We start from the raw sequence: 15,701 nt of genomic DNA, 5'->3' as shown, positions 1-15,701 counted from the left end.
ATGAAGCTATCCAAGATACGCGGCATTGTGGCCTTGCTCGTGTTCGCGAGCGTCATCGTGGGGCTGGTCATTCACTCGGCCACAGGCACTCCCTCTGCCCTGGGCTTGGGCGACATTGCCTGGATCTGCCCCGTGGGCGCGCTGGAGATCTTCGCTGGTTCGGGTGGCTTGGCCTTGCATGCCGTGGTGCTGCTCGCCGCCGTGCTCCTTGTGGCCGTCTTCTTGGGCAGGTCATTTTGCTCCTGGGTTTGTCCCACGCAGTACATCAGGCGCTTCTTTACGGGGAGGGGCTCTGCTAAGCGGAAGCGCGCCACCCGTGCCAAGAGCGAAAGCGCAGGCGATTCGCAGGGTGCGGAACTGGCTTCGTCGCGGTTCTCGGAAGAGGAGCGCGCGGAGATTGCCGCCCAGGCCGAATCCCTCCTCGGCCATGGCTCCTGCGGCAAGGCGCTTCCCGCCATTGGCGGCGAGCGTGATGGCCTCCAGGTGAATTCGCGCCTGCTCGTGCTTGCGGGAGCCGTGGGCTCCTCTGCGGTGTTCGGGTTTCCGGTGTTTTGCCTCATCTGCCCCGTGGGGCTATCGTTTGGGCTGGTTATCGGCTTGTATAACCTCTTTCGGTTCAACCAGACGTCGTGGGGGCTGCTCATCATCCCCGCGGTGCTCATTCTGGAAGTGGTGGTGTTCCGCAAATGGTGCACGCATTTGTGCCCCATTGCTGCGCTGCTTTCCCTCGTTTCCGCGAAAACGCGGAAGACGGCACCTCAGGTAGATGCGGAAACCTGCCTGCGCAGCAAGGGCGTGGATTGCAACGTCTGCGTGAAGGCCTGCCCCGAGCGGCTTGACCCGCATTCACCATCCATCCCCGAGTGCACGCGATGCGGCTTGTGCGTCGATGCGTGCCCCTCCCACTCGGTGCGATTCATGGTGGGGAAGAATCCTGCGAGGGGACGCGTGAAATAGCGTGCGAATCCGGCGGCTAGTCCGCCGGATTTCTTTTTGCGGTAAACGCGTGTACGGTGACCTTGATGATTGCAACGGTTGAGGCCATGCGTTCGCTTATGGCGAAGTCGCGCCCCGTCTGGTGCTTCATGAGCAGATCGATGGCGTGGGCCTTCTCTGCGGGGTCGGCTACGATTTCGGCAACGCCGCGCCCTATGAGCGATGCGTATGCCGACCCGTATTTGCAGGGGGTATCGCCGCCCGAAATGATGCCATGGTCGGAATCGATTTCCACGCACACATGGGGGTTCTTTTCAATGAGCTCGAGCTTGCGTCCCGCTCGTGCGCTGTGCGCGTAGAGCGTTAGTTCGCCATTTGCGAATTCGTACCCATAATGCAGGGGCACGACATAGGGGTATGCATCGTCGAAGACTCCCACGTGCATGATGCGCGCCTCATCGAGGACGTCCCGCACGCCAGATTCGCTTGTGATCTCTCTATCGCTTCTGCGCATGATTCCACCTTGCATGTTCTTCTAGAGGTACTTGCCCGTGATGCTTTCGGGCGTGTTGGCGATCTGCTCGGGCGTGCCCGTGGCTACGATGGTACCGCCCGCGTCGCCTCCGCCCGGACCAAGGTCGATAACGTAATCGGCATTGGCGATGATGTCGAGGTCGTGCTCGATCACCACCACCGTCGCCCCTGCGTCGAGCAGCTGCTGCAGCACGTCAAGCAGCACTTCTATGTCCAGGGGGTGCAGGCCGATGGTGGGCTCGTCGAATACGAAGAGCGCGTCCGACTGGGTCTTGCCCATCTCGCTTGCAAGCTTCAGGCGCTGCGCCTCGCCGCCCGAGAGCGCGGGCGTCGATTCGCCGATGGTGAGATATCCCAGGCCCAGGTCGTGTAAGACCTGCAATTTCTGCAGCGCCTTCTTTACGCCGGGCATGCCGGAGAGCACCTCGATGGCTTCGTCAACGGAAAGCGCCATAAGGTCGGGGAGACTGGGGCCGCCCTGTTCGCTTAGGGGGATTTCCCTGGCTGCCGGGGCGTAGCGGCTGCCCCGGCAATCGGGACATTGGATGTCCACGTCGGGTAGGAACTGCACGTCAAGGGAAATCGTTCCCGTTCCGTCGCAGGTGGGGCAGCGAAGCGCGCCCGTGTTGTATGAGAATGCGCCCGCCTTCAGGCCACGTGCCTTCGCTGCGGGCGTAGCGGCGTAGGCGCGTCGAAGCGTGTCATGTACCCCGGAATACGTTCCCACGGTGGAGCGTATGTTCACGCCGATGGGCGTGGCGTCGATGAGGTTCGCCCGCCTAATGCCCTCTGCGGTGACATCGAGCACATGGGATGGCATCTTCGCGCCATCGATGAGTGCCTTTAGGGCGGGAACGAGGCTTTCCAGAACAAGCGTCGTTTTGCCCGATCCCGAAACGCCCGTTATAGCGGTAAGGCGTCCCATGGGGAAGTCAACAGAAAGCGGCTTCACGGTATGGATTGCGTCAGTTTCCAGGTGAATGGCTCCATGTTCGAAGATATCGGCGCTGGAGGGGGCTGCCTTGCGCCTAACTTCGCGCGTGCCTGCCAGGAATGCGCCAATGCGGGAAGCAGGCGCAGCGGCGACTTCGTCCACCGTGCCCTGAGCGATGACGTTTCCTCCCTTGGCGCCCGATTCGGGTCCAATCTCGATGAGGTGATCGCATTCGCGCAGCACGCGTACGTCATGGTCGACGAGGATGACGGAGTTCCCGTCGGCGATGAGGTCGTCTACCACGCCGAGCAGGCCTTCTACGTTGGAGGGATGCAGCCCGATGGAGGGCTCGTCGAGCACGTAGAGCACGCCGTTGGTGCGGTTGCGCACGGCGCGCGTGAGCTGCACGCGCTGGCGTTCGCCTGTGGAAAGCGTAGACGAGGCGCGGTCGAGGGAAACGTAGCCAAGCCCCAATTGCCCAAGGCGTTCGATGGGCTCGTTCATGCCGGCCAGGATGGATTCGGCCATGGGTCGCATGTTCTGGGGCATTGCTGCTGGTATGGTGGCAAGCCAATCGGAAAGTTCGTCGAGCGTGAGGGCGGTTGCCTCGTCCAGGCCCAGGCCGCAGAGCTTCGGGGCGCGTGCCGCGGCGGAAAGGCGCGTGCCCTTGCAGTCGGGGCAGGGGCCTTCGGTGAGGAACTTCGCCACGCGCTTCAGGCCCTTTTCGTCCTTTACCTTCGAAAGCGCGTTTTCCACGGTGTATATGGCGTTGAAATACGTGAAGTCCATTTCGCCTGCAGTGCCCGATTTCTCGTTGTAGTACAGCAGGTGCTTTTTCTCCGCCGGCCCGTGATACACGATGTCGCGCTCTTCTTCGGTAAGCTCGCAGAAGGGCACGTTGGTGCGCACGCCCATTTCGCGGCAGACGTCTTTCATGAGCGACCACATGAGGCTGCCCCAGACAACCACCGCGCCTTCGTCGATTGTCTTCGTTTCGTCGGGTACGAGCGTGGATACGTCCACGGTGCGCACGACGCCCGTTCCCGAACAGGTGGGGCAGGCGCCCGTTGAATTGAACGCAAGGTCTTCCGCCCCGGGGCCGTAGAATTCCACGCCGCAGGTGGGGCAGGTGATTGGCTGCTCGAGCGCAACGTTGAGCGAGGGCGGCGTGACATGCCCGTTGGGGCATACGTGGTTTCCCAGGCGCGAGAATGCCAGGCGCAGGTAGTTCAGCAATTCGGTGGATGTGCCGAAGGTGGAGCGCACGTCGGGGATGCCCGGACGCTGGCGCAGTGCCAGAGCCGCGGGGACGTGACGGACCTCGTCGACGGCTGCGTGCGTCTTTTGGGATATGCGGCGCCGCGTGTAGGTGGAAAGGGCGTCGAGGTAGCGGCGCGACCCTTCGGCGTAGAGCACGCCCAGGGCGAGCGATGATTTACCGCTGCCGGAAACGCCTGCGATGCCAACGGAGCATCCCAGGGGGATGTCCACGTCGACGTTTTTCAAGTTGTGTACGCGCGCCCCGCGCACGGAAATGTGGTCGGGTGCGGGCGTATGTTTTCTGCTTCGTTCCATGGGGCTATTATGGCATGCCCTTATGGGGAAGGGATGGTGCGTTGCCTAATGGAAGGACACTCGGTCCTGCGCGTACGCGTACTCGCTGTCGTTACCGTGGGTCTTCCGGCGTGTGCCAATCGCAGGGGTCGGGTTCGGCCATGGCGCGAATGCCGGCAATGATGATTTCGATGCCGTCGTGAAACGTTTCCTCGGAATAGGCCCCTGCGGCGGTTTCCCTCCACGTTTCGGCGGTTTCCTCGTGGGGGAACCTGCTGCGATGTTGCAGTTCATCGGTTTCTCCCAGGATGAAGCCGCCCAAGTAGGCGTCGATGATGCGCCACGCCTTGCGCAGGATGGGGGCGGGAATGCCTTGTTCTTCATGCAGCTTGTACACGCGCTGGGTGTGCTCTTCCATGCCCGGATCCGCACCCGTCGACTCTACGGTGTGAAGGTGCGCCGTGGAATGATTCAAGTACATCTCCCGAATCGAGCTCGTCGTGCGGCGGATGGTGTCGCTCCAGAGCTCTCCGGGGATGGGGTGCGTGTCTACTTCGGTGAAGGCCAAAGCCAGTGCTGCGACCTGGATTTCGTCGACGGAGCCGTAGTACCGGTAGAGGGCCATGGCGGTTACGCCGAGTTCTGCTGCGAGCTTGCGCATGGATACGTTTTCGATTCCTACGTGGTCGGCAAGGCGCAACGCCGCTTGCGCAATGCTCTCTCGGCTCAGTTGCTGTGCTTGTGGGGAGGATTTCAAGGCTAACTCTTTCCGCGATGACGTTTTGCAAGGAAGAATTGTATTGCATCTTAGAGGTATACAGCGTACACTCTGCGTGAAGTATACAGCGTATACTTCGTGGGGAACCGTAAAAGAAACAAGGAGGGGAATCCCATATGTCAGAGAGAAACGTCAGTCGTAGGAACTTCGTTGGCGCCGCGGCGCTGGGCGCCATGGCCATGGGCGCTGCCGCCATCACCGGTTGCTCGGGTGGCGCGGCGAAGAGCAAGTCGGCGGAAAAGGCTGCCTCGACTGCCTCGGGTAGCGCCGCAGGCGATTACCAGAACATCTATTCCGACGGCGTGAACCTCATGCCCGCGCGCAAGGCCACCTGCCCTGGCCCCCGTGGTCCGGTCGCGTTCGAGTCCAACGTGGACGCAAGCGCCATCAAGCGCGACGAGAACTTCGACGTCGTTGTCGTGGGCGCTGGCGTGGGCGGTCTCATTGCTGCCCTGAAGGCAGCCGACATGGGCGCCAAGGTCCTGCTGCTGGAAAAGATGACGCGTGGTCGCGGTTGCTTCGAGTGCTTTGGTGCCGTGGATGCCAAGGTGCAGAAGGAAGCTGGCACGCAGATCGATCGCGCCGTGCTGCTCGACGAGATCTATCGTTCGGCGTATTACCGCATTCGCCCCGACGCCCCGCGTACCTACGTGGAGCGCTCCGGCGAGGCTACCGACTTCTGGCAGGAAATGCTGAACAAGGGCGCCAATGGCTTCGTTATCACCCCGGTCGCCGAGGCGCCGGCTACGAATGGCTTCCCGGCTATGACGCAGTTCATTCCCAGCGAGCTGGGTTTCTACGACAGTCCTGCGCTGCCCCAGAGCGCTTCTGTGCGCAGTGGCCTTTCCGGCATCTACGTGTGCCTGGAAATGCAGGACATTGCCAAGAATGCGTATCCCAACAACATCGACATGCGTTTCAGCACGCCCGCCGTGAAGCTTGAACGCGATAGCGATGGCCGCGTGACGGGCGTTATCGCGCGTGATGACAACGGCTACTTCCGCGCCAATGCCTCTCAGGGCGTTATCCTGGCAACGGGTGGCTACGATGCTAATCCCGAGATGATGGAAGCCTGGACGCGCCCCGAGGATTACGCGAACTCCAGCTGGTGGAATCCCTGTTGGGGCACCACGGGCGATGGCCATATGATGGGCCTTGCCGTGGGCGCTCAGATGGACCCCATTCCGCATCCCGTTATGAACTTCCGCTGGGGCACTCCTTCCAGCTTCGCTGACTTCCGCACGTGGAATGCTGTCTACCTGGGCATTCTGGTGAATGGCCGCGGCCAGCGCTTCGTGCGCGAAGATGGTCCGTTCCAGGTGGTTTCCAACGCGCAGAACGCGCAGCCCGCATACGGCAAGAACTGCTGGTACATCTTCGACGATGGCATGAGCGAGGGCCTGGAGAACGGCGGTTTCGAGGAATTCAAGAGCAAGGGATGGCTGTACGAGGCCGACACGGCCGAGGAACTGGCCAAGGCGTGCGGTATCGACCCCGAGGGCCTGAAGGCCACGCTCGAGCGTTATGCCGGTTTCTTCGCGAACGGCCGTGACGAGGACTTCGATCGCGATCTTACGCAGACGGCTCCGTTTACCGGTGGCAAGCTCTATGCCTTTACTACGAACAGCAACGTTCTGGCCACCACGGGCGGTCTGTGCATCGATGGCAACTGCAGCGTGCTCGATGTCAACGATGCTCCCATTCCGGGCTTGTTTGCCTGCGGTAATGCATCTGGTAGCTTCTTTGCGGGCAATTATCCGCGTCATATTCCCGGTACGTCCATTGGCCGTGCCATCACGTTTGGCTTTGTGGCCGCGGAAAGCGCCGTGAACGGCACCATCGGCGAGGCTCCCATCGTAGATGGCAATGCTCCCGATCTGTTTGCCTATGGCGAGGGCAACGCCGTGGGCGAGGATGCCCGTACCGAAGCCGAGGCGTTGGGCTTGTGGGATAAGTACAACCCGATCCATGGCTCCAGCACCGACTACACCGACACTCAGCTTGGCGGTAATGCCATGAGCTGCAATAACTGCCATGAGTATCGCGCCGGTGGCGAAACCGTCGCCGACAACATGAAGTGGCTGAGCGAATAATCTCCCTCCCATAGCGCTCAACCATATCCCTCCCTTCAAGAGAGCCCGCTCTTCGTGAGTGGGCTCTCGGTGCGTTTAGGCTTATCGCGCCATGCGCATGTGCGCGTGGTGCGATTCTCGTTATCGTTGCGGGCGGTGTGCGTGCGCCATGGTGTATGCTGCTAGCCACTATGAAGAACGATTGAAGGGGTTGGCGCATGTCGGGCGTTCTCTACATTTGTCCCACGCCGTTGGGCAATCTTGGTGACATGACGCAGCGGTCCCTCGATGCGCTGCGCGCCGCCTCGGTGGTGTATGCGGAAGATACGCGCGTTACGGGCAAGCTGCTTTCCCTCTTCGACATTCACACGAGCGTGCAGCGCTGCGACGAGGCGAGTATCCAGGCGCGCGCTGGCGAAGTGCTCGAGCGCGTCCTGGCGGGCGAGACGGTTGCGTATTGCAGCGATGCGGGCATGCCCGGGGTTTCTGACCCTGGTCAGCGTCTTATCGCCGCCGCTCGCGAGGCTGGCGCCCCCGTAGAGGTGCTTCCTGGTGGCACTGCGGTTGCCACGGCCTACGTGGCCAGCGGTTTTACGTGCCCACGTTTCTACTTCGGCGGGTTCTTCCCGCGTAAGGAAGGCGAGCGCGAACGCGTGCTCCAGGGTCTTGCCGCCCTCGACGCGGTGCTGCTGTTCTACGAAAGTCCCCGTCGCGCGGGTGAGGCGCTGCAGGCCATCGCGCATGCCTTTCCGCATCGTCGCGTTGCCCTGTGCCGCGAGCTCACGAAAGCCCATGAAGAGGTGTTCGTCGACATTGCGCCCCAGGTGGCGCAGGAAATTTTGCGTCGTACGGAAGCGGGAGAGATGCGCGGAGAGTGCGTCATCGTCATCGATGCCCCCAACGACGAGGAGCGTGCGGATGTCCATGCCAATGCGGCGCAGGATGCGGCGAGCCGGGCTGCCGAGCTGCTTGCCGAAGGCACGCACACGCGAAAGGACATCACGAAGGCCCTGCAGAGCGAGTATGGCCTGAAGCGCAACGAAGCATACGCCATCGTTTTGGAGGCGGGTGCGTGATAGAGGATACCCTGCGATTCGTGGACGAATTCGAGGTCCGCGTCATTCGTAAGCGCGTGAAGTCGCTGCGCATTCGCGTGATGCCGCCCGACGGCCACGTGCAGGCAAGCGTTCCCATGCATATGCCGTTTTCCCATGTGGAGCAGTTCATTCGATCCAAGCGTTCGTGGATCGTGCAACAGCAGGAAGCGCTGCGTACGTCTCCGCAGACCACGGCTGCGCTGGCAACGCCCGAGGAAGTGCGGGAGTGGCGCGCGGTAGTGAGTGCGTTCGTGCCGCAGCTGGTGGCTCGATGGGAGCCCCTCATGGGCGTTCGTGTGAAGAAGCTTGCGTATCGCAACATGAAAAGTAGGTGGGGGAGTTGCCAGCCCTCCACGGGACGCGTCTGCATCAACGTGCGCTTGGCGCTGTATCCTCCCGAGTGCCTTGAGTACGTGGTGGTGCACGAGCTGTGTCATCTGCTCGAGCCGAGCCACGGCCCGCGATTCCATGAGCTCATGGACACGTTCCTGCCCGATTGGCGCACGGCGCGTGACAAGCTGAAGGCGTAATGGCGCTCGTGGGGGAATTGCGTTCGTCTTTGGACAGCTAAAGACGAACGCGCCGGCAGTAGAGCTCTGCCGGCGCGTTCTAGATGATGTGGATTGTGCCCGTGGTTAAGCGATTATTCGTACCACTGATTCAGGTGGCAGTCGCTGCGCTCGCCAAAGGAGTCGCACGACCAGCCGCCCGAAATGCCGTCGAGGTCGGCGTCGGAAAGCTCGTAGCCTTCTTCCTTGGCCAGCTTCAGCAGCTCTTCGGGGTTCTTGCACGCCTTCGCCTTATCACGCAGCTCCGGGCTGAGGTCTTTGAAATCCATCCCTCTTCCTTCCTCTTGGGTGAGCCGGGGCGAAGACGGGCATTCATTCTGCCGTGTCCTTCGTGGAAACCCCTTCTTCACGGCCAGCGTTGTCTATCATTGTATGTATGCGCGGAAATCCCCACGTCGCTCTCTTGCGGTCCGTTGACTGTTTGTTTGTTTTCGGTAACCTACGTTTACCTGGCGGGCGTTTCCGTCTGGCGCTTTCGGGCTGCTTGTGGGCTAGGCGATTCAATGCGTTTTGTATGCCTGCTCATTGGGAGGCCGTTATGATATCGGACATGTGGCATTCATAAGCAGTACATACATCCTTCATGGGTGTTTTACCAGGTGAAGTAGTTATTCTTGCTGTATTGCCCTTGCGGGGGCGTCATGCTTCCAATCTGTTGATTGGGGGCGTGAAATGCGCTTCGGTATAATGGGCCGAGCTTTGCGTTCTACCGTGGAGCAGGTGGTGGCACAATGTCGCCACGGAAAGGCATGGTACATGACACCAGAAACGCACGACAAACCATGCGCGAGTGCGCGTATGGCCGCGTCAGCGGCCCATCGCGTGTCCTCGCGTTTCTCGTTCGGCCGCAGCCGAGCGGCGCATGCGGGCCAGTCTGCCTCTCGCGTCGCGTTTTCCATTCTCGTTTCATGCGCGCTCGTAGCCGGCGCCACGCCGTCTGCCGCTTTCGCCGACGATACCGCCACTTCGGACGTGGATACGTCTGCCGAGAACCTTTCGAACCTGCAGAAGCAGGTCGAGTCTTCGGCCAACGAATACAACAACGCCATTCAGAAGCTCGAGGACCTTCAGGCGCAGATGGAACAGAACCAGCAGCGCATCGACGAGATCAACGATCAGCTTCCCGAACAGGAAGAGCGCAGCGCCGATGCCTTTCGCGTGCTGTACATCCTGCAGCAGGAGAGTGGCGGACTTATCGAGATGATCCTCTCTAGCGAGGATTTCTCGGAATTCATTCGCAATATCGACTATCTCGATTGCCTGCACGACCATAATGCCAACGAATTGGCCAAGCTCACTTCCATGAAGGAAGAGCTCGAAACCACCCAGGCCGAGCTGGAGGAGCAGACCGAACAGGCCGAAAGCGAAGCCGCCCGTGCTGAGCGTGCGCTTTCTCAGGCCCAGTCGGCCCGCCAGGAGGCTCAGGAAAAGGCCGAAGCCATTGCCGCTCAGCAGGCTGCCGAGGCTGCCGCCGCAGCTGCAGCAGCGGAGTCCGCGTCGAGCGAGGCCTCGAACGAAGCGGGCGTTGACGCGCAAAACCCCGCCGTCGACACTTCCAGCCAGGATACGTCAGGCAACGTAAGTGGTTCCGTCTCTTCGGGTTCGGTGGATTGGTCTGCCGACAAAACGTCGTTCGTGAACCAGTGGGCTGGCCGTATCGACGCATATCTTTCTGGTACGCCCCTGGCAGGTCAGGGGACGGTGTTTGCCGAGGCTGCATGGGATTATGGCGTCGATCCGCGTTGGTCGCCGGCCATTTCGTACGTGGAAAGCTCCTGTGGCGCGTATTGCTTCAGGTCGTATAATGCTTGGGGATGGGGTTCTTCTAGCTGGAGTAGTTGGGATGAGGCCATCCGGGCCCATGTTTCGGGGCTTGCCCGCATTTACGGCAGCACGCTCACGTATAGCGCGGCCCAGAAGTATTGCCCACCGAATTCGACGGGTTGGTACAACAACGTGTTGGCGCAGATGAATCAAATCTAGTCATGAAGCGGGGGATGGGGCTCATAGTTGCTCTATTCCTTGTTGCATTGTGCTCTCTTGCGCCTGGCCTGGCATGGGCTGATTCCGATTGGTACGAGACGGCTGCTCCCGTTTCCGAGTCCGAAATGACCGAGCTCCAAAAGCAGGTAGAGCAGACGTCGGCTGCGTACGACGAGGCTACGGCTGCCGTCGAGGCGCTGCAGGTTCAAATCGACGAGAATCAGAAGACGCTTACGCAGGTGCGTCGCGAGCTTGATGCCCAGAAAGACGATAGCGCTGCGGCTATGCGTCTCATGTACAAGATGCGCCGCAACGGGTATGGCCTCGTGGATCTGCTCGTGAATGCCGAGGACATTGGAACCTTCATCGACAATTGGGAATACCTCGACAGTATCGAGCGGCACAACTATAACCTCATCGAGCATTATTCCCAGCTAAAGGCAACATACGAGGAAACCGAAGCCGAGCTTTCGCGCCAGAAGGCGGAAGCCGACCAGCGCCAGAAGGATGCTGCGGACGCGCTTTCCGCAGCTGAGGCAGCGCGTGAGGAAGCGCAGAATCGTGCCGCGAAGGCAGCCCAGGAAGAGGCGTCCAAGCTGGCAGGTGCGGGCGTCATTGACAACAGCGTCGATTGGTCGGTGGGTCGTGATGCGTTTGTGGAAACCTGGACGCAGCGCATCGACGCGTATCTGGCTGGCACTCCCATGGCGGGCACGGGCCGCGCCTTTGCCGAGGCGGCGTGGCAGTATGGCGTGGATCCACGCTGGTCGCCTGCCATTACCAACACGGAAAGCAGCAACGGCGTGCATATTCCCGGCGGCTATAATGCTTGGGGCTGGACGGATGGCAAGGGTGGCTATCGCACGTTCAGCTCCTGGGAGGATGGCGCTCGTCAGCATGTTGCCTATTTGGCCCGTTCGTATGGCTACACTATCACCGTCTCGCATGCGCAGAAGTACTGCCCGCCCAACTACGAGTGGTGGTACAGCAACACGCTTGCCAACATGCAGAAAATCTAGGTTTGTGCTCGGCGCGGTCCAATTGCCGCTATACTCGTTTACTTGCAGAAAAGAATACGCCCGCTTGGCGGGTCTAAGGGTTAGTCGAAAGAGAGCACCCATGTCGAAAGGCACTTTCAGCATTACCACGCCAATTTACTACGTGAACGCCGCCCCTCATCTGGGCACGGCTTACACCACCGTCGGCGCCGACACGCTTTCCCGCTACAAGCGCATGGATGGCTACGATGTCGCGTTCGTCACGGGCATGGACGAGCATGGCCAGAAGGTGGCCGATACCGCAGAGGGCAAGGGTATGACGCCGCAGGCCTGGTGCGACAGCATGGAACCTGCCTTCCGCGACACGTGGGACCTGCTCGACATTAGCTATACCGATTTCGTGCGCACCACGCAGGACCGCCAGACGCGCACCGTTCAGAAGTTCTGGAATGATCTGTATGAGGCTGGATGGCTGTACAAGGGCAGCTACGAGGGCTGGTACTGCGTACACGAGGAAACCTACTACGCGGAAAGCGACCTGGAGAAGAACGAGGACGGCGTGTACGTCTGCCCCGATTGCCATCGTCCCGTGCAAACGGCCAGTGGCGAGGAGAACTGGTTCTTCAAGCTTTCCGAAATGCAGGAGCCGCTGCTGAAGTTCTACGAGGAGCATCCCGATTTCATCCTGCCGCAGACGCGCCGCAACGAAATCGTGAAGTTCGTGGAAGGCGGCCTGAAGGACCTCTCCATTTCCCGCTCCACGTTCGACTGGGGCGTTCCGCTGCCGTTCGACGAGGGCCACGTGGCCTACGTATGGGCCGACGCCCTGCTGGCGTACCCCACGGGTCTGGGCTTTGCCGATCCCGATCGCGCAGGCGAGTTCGATAGCCGCTGGCCCTTCCAGTACCACTTCGTGGGCAAGGACATTACGCGCTTCCATTGCGTCATCTGGCCCGCTATGCTCATCGCTGCCGGTTGGCCGCTTCCCGAGCATGTGTTCGGCCATGGCTTCCTGCTTACCAAGGGCGAGAAGATGAGCAAGAGCAAGGGCAACGGCGTTATGCCGAAGGACCTTGTGAAGGTATTTGGCGTCGACGCATACCGTTATTACTTCATGAGCGACGTGCAGTTCGGTCACGACGGCAACATCTCCATGGAGCGCATGGTGCAGGTCTACAATGCCGATCTGGCCAATACCTGGGGCAACCTGTGCTCGCGCGTGTTCAACATGACGGGCAAGTACTTCGAGGGCAAGGTACCCGCCGCTCCCGCATCTGCCGCCGAAAACCCGTTGCGCGAGGTGGCCGATGGCCTGTATGAGCGCTACAACGCCTGCATGGATCAGGTGGACTTCACGGGCGCTGCCGCTGCCGTTCAGGAACTGGCCGGCTTGGTGAACCACTACGTCGAGGATTCCGCTCCGTGGAATCTGGCGAAGGATCCGGCCAAGGCCGACGATCTGGCTGCCGTCATCTACAACGCACTCGAGGCGTGCCGCATCATCGCCCTGTTCATGGCGCCGTTCATGCCCAACACGTCCAACGAGGTGTTCCGTCGCCTGTCGCTGGGCGACATCACTGCCGTAACCGATATTCAGGCTGCCAGTGCTTGGGGCCAGCTGCCCGTTGGCAATGCCGTCGAAAAGGGCGATCCGCTGTTCCCGCGCCTGGCCCTCGACGAGATCGATCTCAATCTGGAGTAGTTTATGACCGAAGCCGACCCCGTTTTCTACGACACGCTCTTCAGGAAGAAGCGCAAGAACGGTACGTACAAGATCGTGCCGGCTCCCCAGCTGGAAGGTGCTGTAGCCGATACGCACTGCCATCTGGGCATGGTGAGCCATTGCGACCTTTCCCTGGCGCGCGCGGCGGTATATGGGGTCGACTTCCTTTGCAACGTGACCGACATCGTGGAGGATGCCGGTTCCACGTATGCGGGGCTCGATGGTTGGAAGATGGGCGCCTCCGCCTGGCTTACCGAAATCGCACCCGATCGCTTCGTTTCGCTGCCGAAGATTCGCCTGGCATGTGGCTGCCATCCGCATAACGCGAAGGACTACACGGGCTTCACCGACGAGAAGCTCCAGGCGAAGCTGCGCGACCCCCGTACCAGCTGCCTGGGCGAGGTGGGCCTCGACTATCATTACGACCTTTCCCCGCGCGACGTGCAGCGTCGCGTATTCCGCCGTCAGATCCAGCTGGCACACGAATCGGGACTGCCCCTGGCTCTGCATATTCGCGAAGCGCACGACGATGCGCTCGCCATCATGCGTGAAGAGGGCTTTCCCGCTGCGGGCACCATCCTGCATTGCTGCAGCTTGTCTGCCAGCGAACTTGAACCCTGGATCGAAGCGGGTTGTTATATCGCGTATGGCGGCGCCATCACGTTTGCGTCGTCCGACGAGGCGCGCGAGGCCGCGAAGCTCGTGCCCGAAGACAGGCTGCTTACGGAAACCGATTGCCCGTACATGACGCCCGTGCCGCTGCGGGGCGAGGAAAACGGCCCCGAATACATCATCTTCACCGCCGAGCGCCTGGCTGAAGTACGTGGCATCGAGCCTGGCGAAGAACGCCGGAAATTCTTGAAGACCCTGCATGACAACGCCTTGGGCCTCTTGGATAGAAAGCCGACGGAATGGCAGAACGCACGATAATATGCGCTTCGCCTCGTTTAGCGGGGCGTTCGGCCAGCGCCGTTGCACTGGCCGAAGGGCTCCTCGCCCAGCGATTTCCCCAAGACGCGCTTACGCGCATCGACCTGGCTGGGCTCTCCATTGGCCCGTGCATAGGCTGCGATGCGTGCCGCGAGGCGGGTGCGTGCTTCCAGCGCGACGACATGGATGGCCTTCTGGCCACGCTTGCGCGTACCGACGAACTGTTTATTGCGAGTCCGGTGTACTTTGCCGGGCCGCCTGCGGGGTATAAAGCGCTTCTCGATCGCTTGCAGCCTTTGTACTGGGGCGATGCGCGCCATGGCATGCGCAGGCCCGCGCACTTGCTTGCCGTGGGCGAGGGTGGCGATCCCTATGGCTGGGAGCCCCTTGCCACCTGCACGCGTTCGGCGCTTCATGTGGCGGGCTTCAACCTGCAGCGCAGCGTTGGATGCATTGGCGCCCAAGCGCCGCTCGAAGAGTACGTTCACGAATGGCTCGGCATGCGTGATGGGGTAGCACCCCTTCCGTCCGATGCCGCTTCCGCGAAAGGAAACGAACATGGCCGATAAGCTTTCACCCCTGGCGAGCGTTTCCGCTACGCGTGACGTGCTCGATGCGCATGGGCTAGCCACCAAGAAGGCTCTTGGCCAGCATTTTCTCATCAACGATGGCGTGGTCTCCAAGATTTGCGACCTTGCCGAGCTGGGCTCGAACGATGTGGTGCTGGAAGTGGGTCCGGGCATTGGCACGCTCACCATCGCGCTGCTTCGCAAGGCGGGCACCGTCATTTCCGTTGAACGCGATACCGACCTGCCTGCCGTGCTTGCGCGCACGTGCGCTCCCTACGCGTCTGCAATGATGTTCTACCTGGACGATGAGGCCGAGGGACGTCCCGCGCAAGGGGAGGGTGCCGTCTTCTCGCTTATCAGCAAGGATGCCTTGGAACTGCAACCCGATCAGCTGCCCGCTCAGCCCAACAAGCTCGTGGCGAATCTGCCCTACGCGGTTGCCGCCACACTCGTGCTCGATGCGTTTCAGCGTTACGACTCCCTTGCCAGCGCTACGGTCATGGTCCAGGCGGAAGTCGCCGATCGCATGGCGGCAACCCTTGGCACGAAGAACTACGGCGGCTTTACCGTGAAGTTGGGCCTGTACGCGCGCCCCGCTGGCCGCTTCTCCGTGTCGCCGGGTAACTTCTTCCCGCCGCCGCGCGTGGATAGCAGCGTGATTCGCCTCGACCGCGTGTCCCTGGACGAATTGGGCATTACCGAAGAGGAGCGCCGCGCTACGGCCGTCATGGCAGACGCCGCCTTTGCCACGCGCCGTAAGACCATCCTCAACTCGTCGCGCACGTACTTCTCGGGTCGTGCTGCGGCGTCGGGGGAGGGCGTTACGCCCGACGACCTGCGTGAGGTATTTGCCCAGGCGGGCATTGATGCGTCGCGTCGTGGCGAGTCCCTTTCGCTTCAGGAATTCATCCAGCTTGGCCGCGTTGCCCACGAGCGTGGCATAGCGTAGTCGCGTAGGGGTAACACCTGTCGCCAATTGTGAAACATCGGTTAAGATTACCTGCTGGGTATCATTCATCTGCGC

The 15,701-nt window shown here is 61.1% G+C and carries 14 protein-coding genes; 10 read left to right on the top strand and 4 right to left on the bottom strand.

Annotated elements, in window-relative coordinates; all coding sequences use genetic code 11:
• Positions 1 to 957, top strand: a complete 957-nt coding sequence (locus tag E7002_RS02095; RefSeq protein ID WP_303727265.1) for a 4Fe-4S binding protein — start codon at positions 1 to 3, stop codon at positions 955 to 957.
• A gap of 16 nt (positions 958 to 973) precedes the next feature.
• Here the strand turns inward: E7002_RS02095 and E7002_RS02090 are convergent, their stop codons facing one another.
• From E7002_RS02090 to E7002_RS02080, 3 genes are all read right to left on the bottom strand, one after another.
• Positions 974 to 1,450 (bottom strand): pyridoxamine 5'-phosphate oxidase family protein, encoded by a 477-nt coding sequence (locus E7002_RS02090; RefSeq protein ID WP_303727264.1) that lies wholly within the window; start codon positions 1,448 to 1,450, stop codon positions 974 to 976.
• A gap of 21 nt (positions 1,451 to 1,471) precedes the next feature.
• Positions 1,472 to 3,979 carry an excinuclease ABC subunit UvrA gene (locus E7002_RS02085; protein ID WP_303727263.1) on the bottom strand — a complete coding sequence of 836 codons (2,508 nt, stop codon included), beginning with the start codon at positions 3,977 to 3,979 and terminating at the stop codon, positions 1,472 to 1,474.
• A 91-nt stretch (positions 3,980 to 4,070) separates the two neighbouring features.
• Positions 4,071 to 4,715 (bottom strand): TetR/AcrR family transcriptional regulator, encoded by a 645-nt coding sequence (locus E7002_RS02080; RefSeq protein WP_303727262.1) that lies wholly within the window; start codon positions 4,713 to 4,715, stop codon positions 4,071 to 4,073.
• A gap of 137 nt (positions 4,716 to 4,852) precedes the next feature.
• Between E7002_RS02080 and E7002_RS02075 the strand changes: the two genes are divergently transcribed.
• The 3 genes from E7002_RS02075 to E7002_RS02065 all read left to right on the top strand — a co-directional run bounded on the left by E7002_RS02075 (position 4,853) and on the right by E7002_RS02065 (position 8,435).
• A complete protein-coding gene (locus tag E7002_RS02075; RefSeq protein ID WP_303727261.1) occupies positions 4,853 to 6,829 on the top strand; it encodes an FAD-binding protein in 1,977 nt (658 codons plus the stop codon).
• 197 nt (positions 6,830 to 7,026) lie between these two features.
• Positions 7,027 to 7,884 (top strand): 16S rRNA (cytidine(1402)-2'-O)-methyltransferase, encoded by an 858-nt coding sequence (gene rsmI / locus E7002_RS02070; protein WP_303727260.1) that lies wholly within the window; start codon positions 7,027 to 7,029, stop codon positions 7,882 to 7,884.
• Complete coding sequence (locus tag E7002_RS02065) at positions 7,881 to 8,435, top strand: M48 family metallopeptidase (protein ID WP_303727259.1); 555 nt, start codon at positions 7,881 to 7,883, stop codon at positions 8,433 to 8,435. Before rsmI ends, E7002_RS02065 begins: the two co-directional genes overlap by 4 nt.
• Before the next feature lie 113 nt (positions 8,436 to 8,548).
• Here the strand turns inward: E7002_RS02065 and E7002_RS02060 are convergent, their stop codons facing one another.
• The gene (locus E7002_RS02060; RefSeq protein WP_303727258.1) at positions 8,549 to 8,743 is read right to left on the bottom strand and encodes a Nif11-like leader peptide family natural product precursor; all 195 of its coding nucleotides are present in this window, start codon (positions 8,741 to 8,743) and stop codon (positions 8,549 to 8,551) included.
• 487 nt (positions 8,744 to 9,230) lie between these two features.
• On the opposite strand from E7002_RS02060, the gene E7002_RS02055 reads away from it, so the two are divergent.
• The 6 genes from E7002_RS02055 to rsmA all read left to right on the top strand — a co-directional run bounded on the left by E7002_RS02055 (position 9,231) and on the right by rsmA (position 15,626).
• Entirely contained in the window at positions 9,231 to 10,457 is a 1,227-nt protein-coding gene (locus E7002_RS02055; RefSeq protein WP_303727257.1) for a hypothetical protein, read from the top strand.
• A gap of 14 nt (positions 10,458 to 10,471) precedes the next feature.
• A complete protein-coding gene (locus tag E7002_RS02050) occupies positions 10,472 to 11,476 on the top strand; it encodes a hypothetical protein (protein ID WP_303727256.1) in 1,005 nt (334 codons plus the stop codon).
• Between the two features lie 100 nt (positions 11,477 to 11,576).
• Positions 11,577 to 13,157 (top strand): methionine--tRNA ligase, encoded by a 1,581-nt coding sequence (metG, locus tag E7002_RS02045; protein ID WP_066661121.1) that lies wholly within the window; start codon positions 11,577 to 11,579, stop codon positions 13,155 to 13,157.
• Positions 13,158 to 13,160: 3 nt separating this feature from the next.
• Positions 13,161 to 14,108 (top strand): TatD family hydrolase, encoded by a 948-nt coding sequence (locus E7002_RS02040; RefSeq protein WP_303727255.1) that lies wholly within the window; start codon positions 13,161 to 13,163, stop codon positions 14,106 to 14,108.
• A complete protein-coding gene (locus E7002_RS02035) occupies positions 14,090 to 14,677 on the top strand; it encodes a flavodoxin family protein (protein WP_303727254.1) in 588 nt (195 codons plus the stop codon). The genes E7002_RS02040 and E7002_RS02035 overlap by 19 nt, the downstream gene beginning before the upstream one ends.
• The gene (rsmA, locus tag E7002_RS02030; protein ID WP_303727253.1) at positions 14,667 to 15,626 is read left to right on the top strand and encodes a 16S rRNA (adenine(1518)-N(6)/adenine(1519)-N(6))-dimethyltransferase RsmA; all 960 of its coding nucleotides are present in this window, start codon (positions 14,667 to 14,669) and stop codon (positions 15,624 to 15,626) included. The genes E7002_RS02035 and rsmA overlap by 11 nt, the downstream gene beginning before the upstream one ends.
• The last annotated feature ends 75 nt before the right edge of the window (positions 15,627 to 15,701 follow it).

This window comes from Denitrobacterium detoxificans (assembly GCF_015062615.1).
Taxonomy (GTDB): domain Bacteria; phylum Actinomycetota; class Coriobacteriia; order Coriobacteriales; family Eggerthellaceae; genus Denitrobacterium; species Denitrobacterium detoxificans_A.
This window is presented reverse-complemented; position numbering and strand designations above follow the sequence as displayed.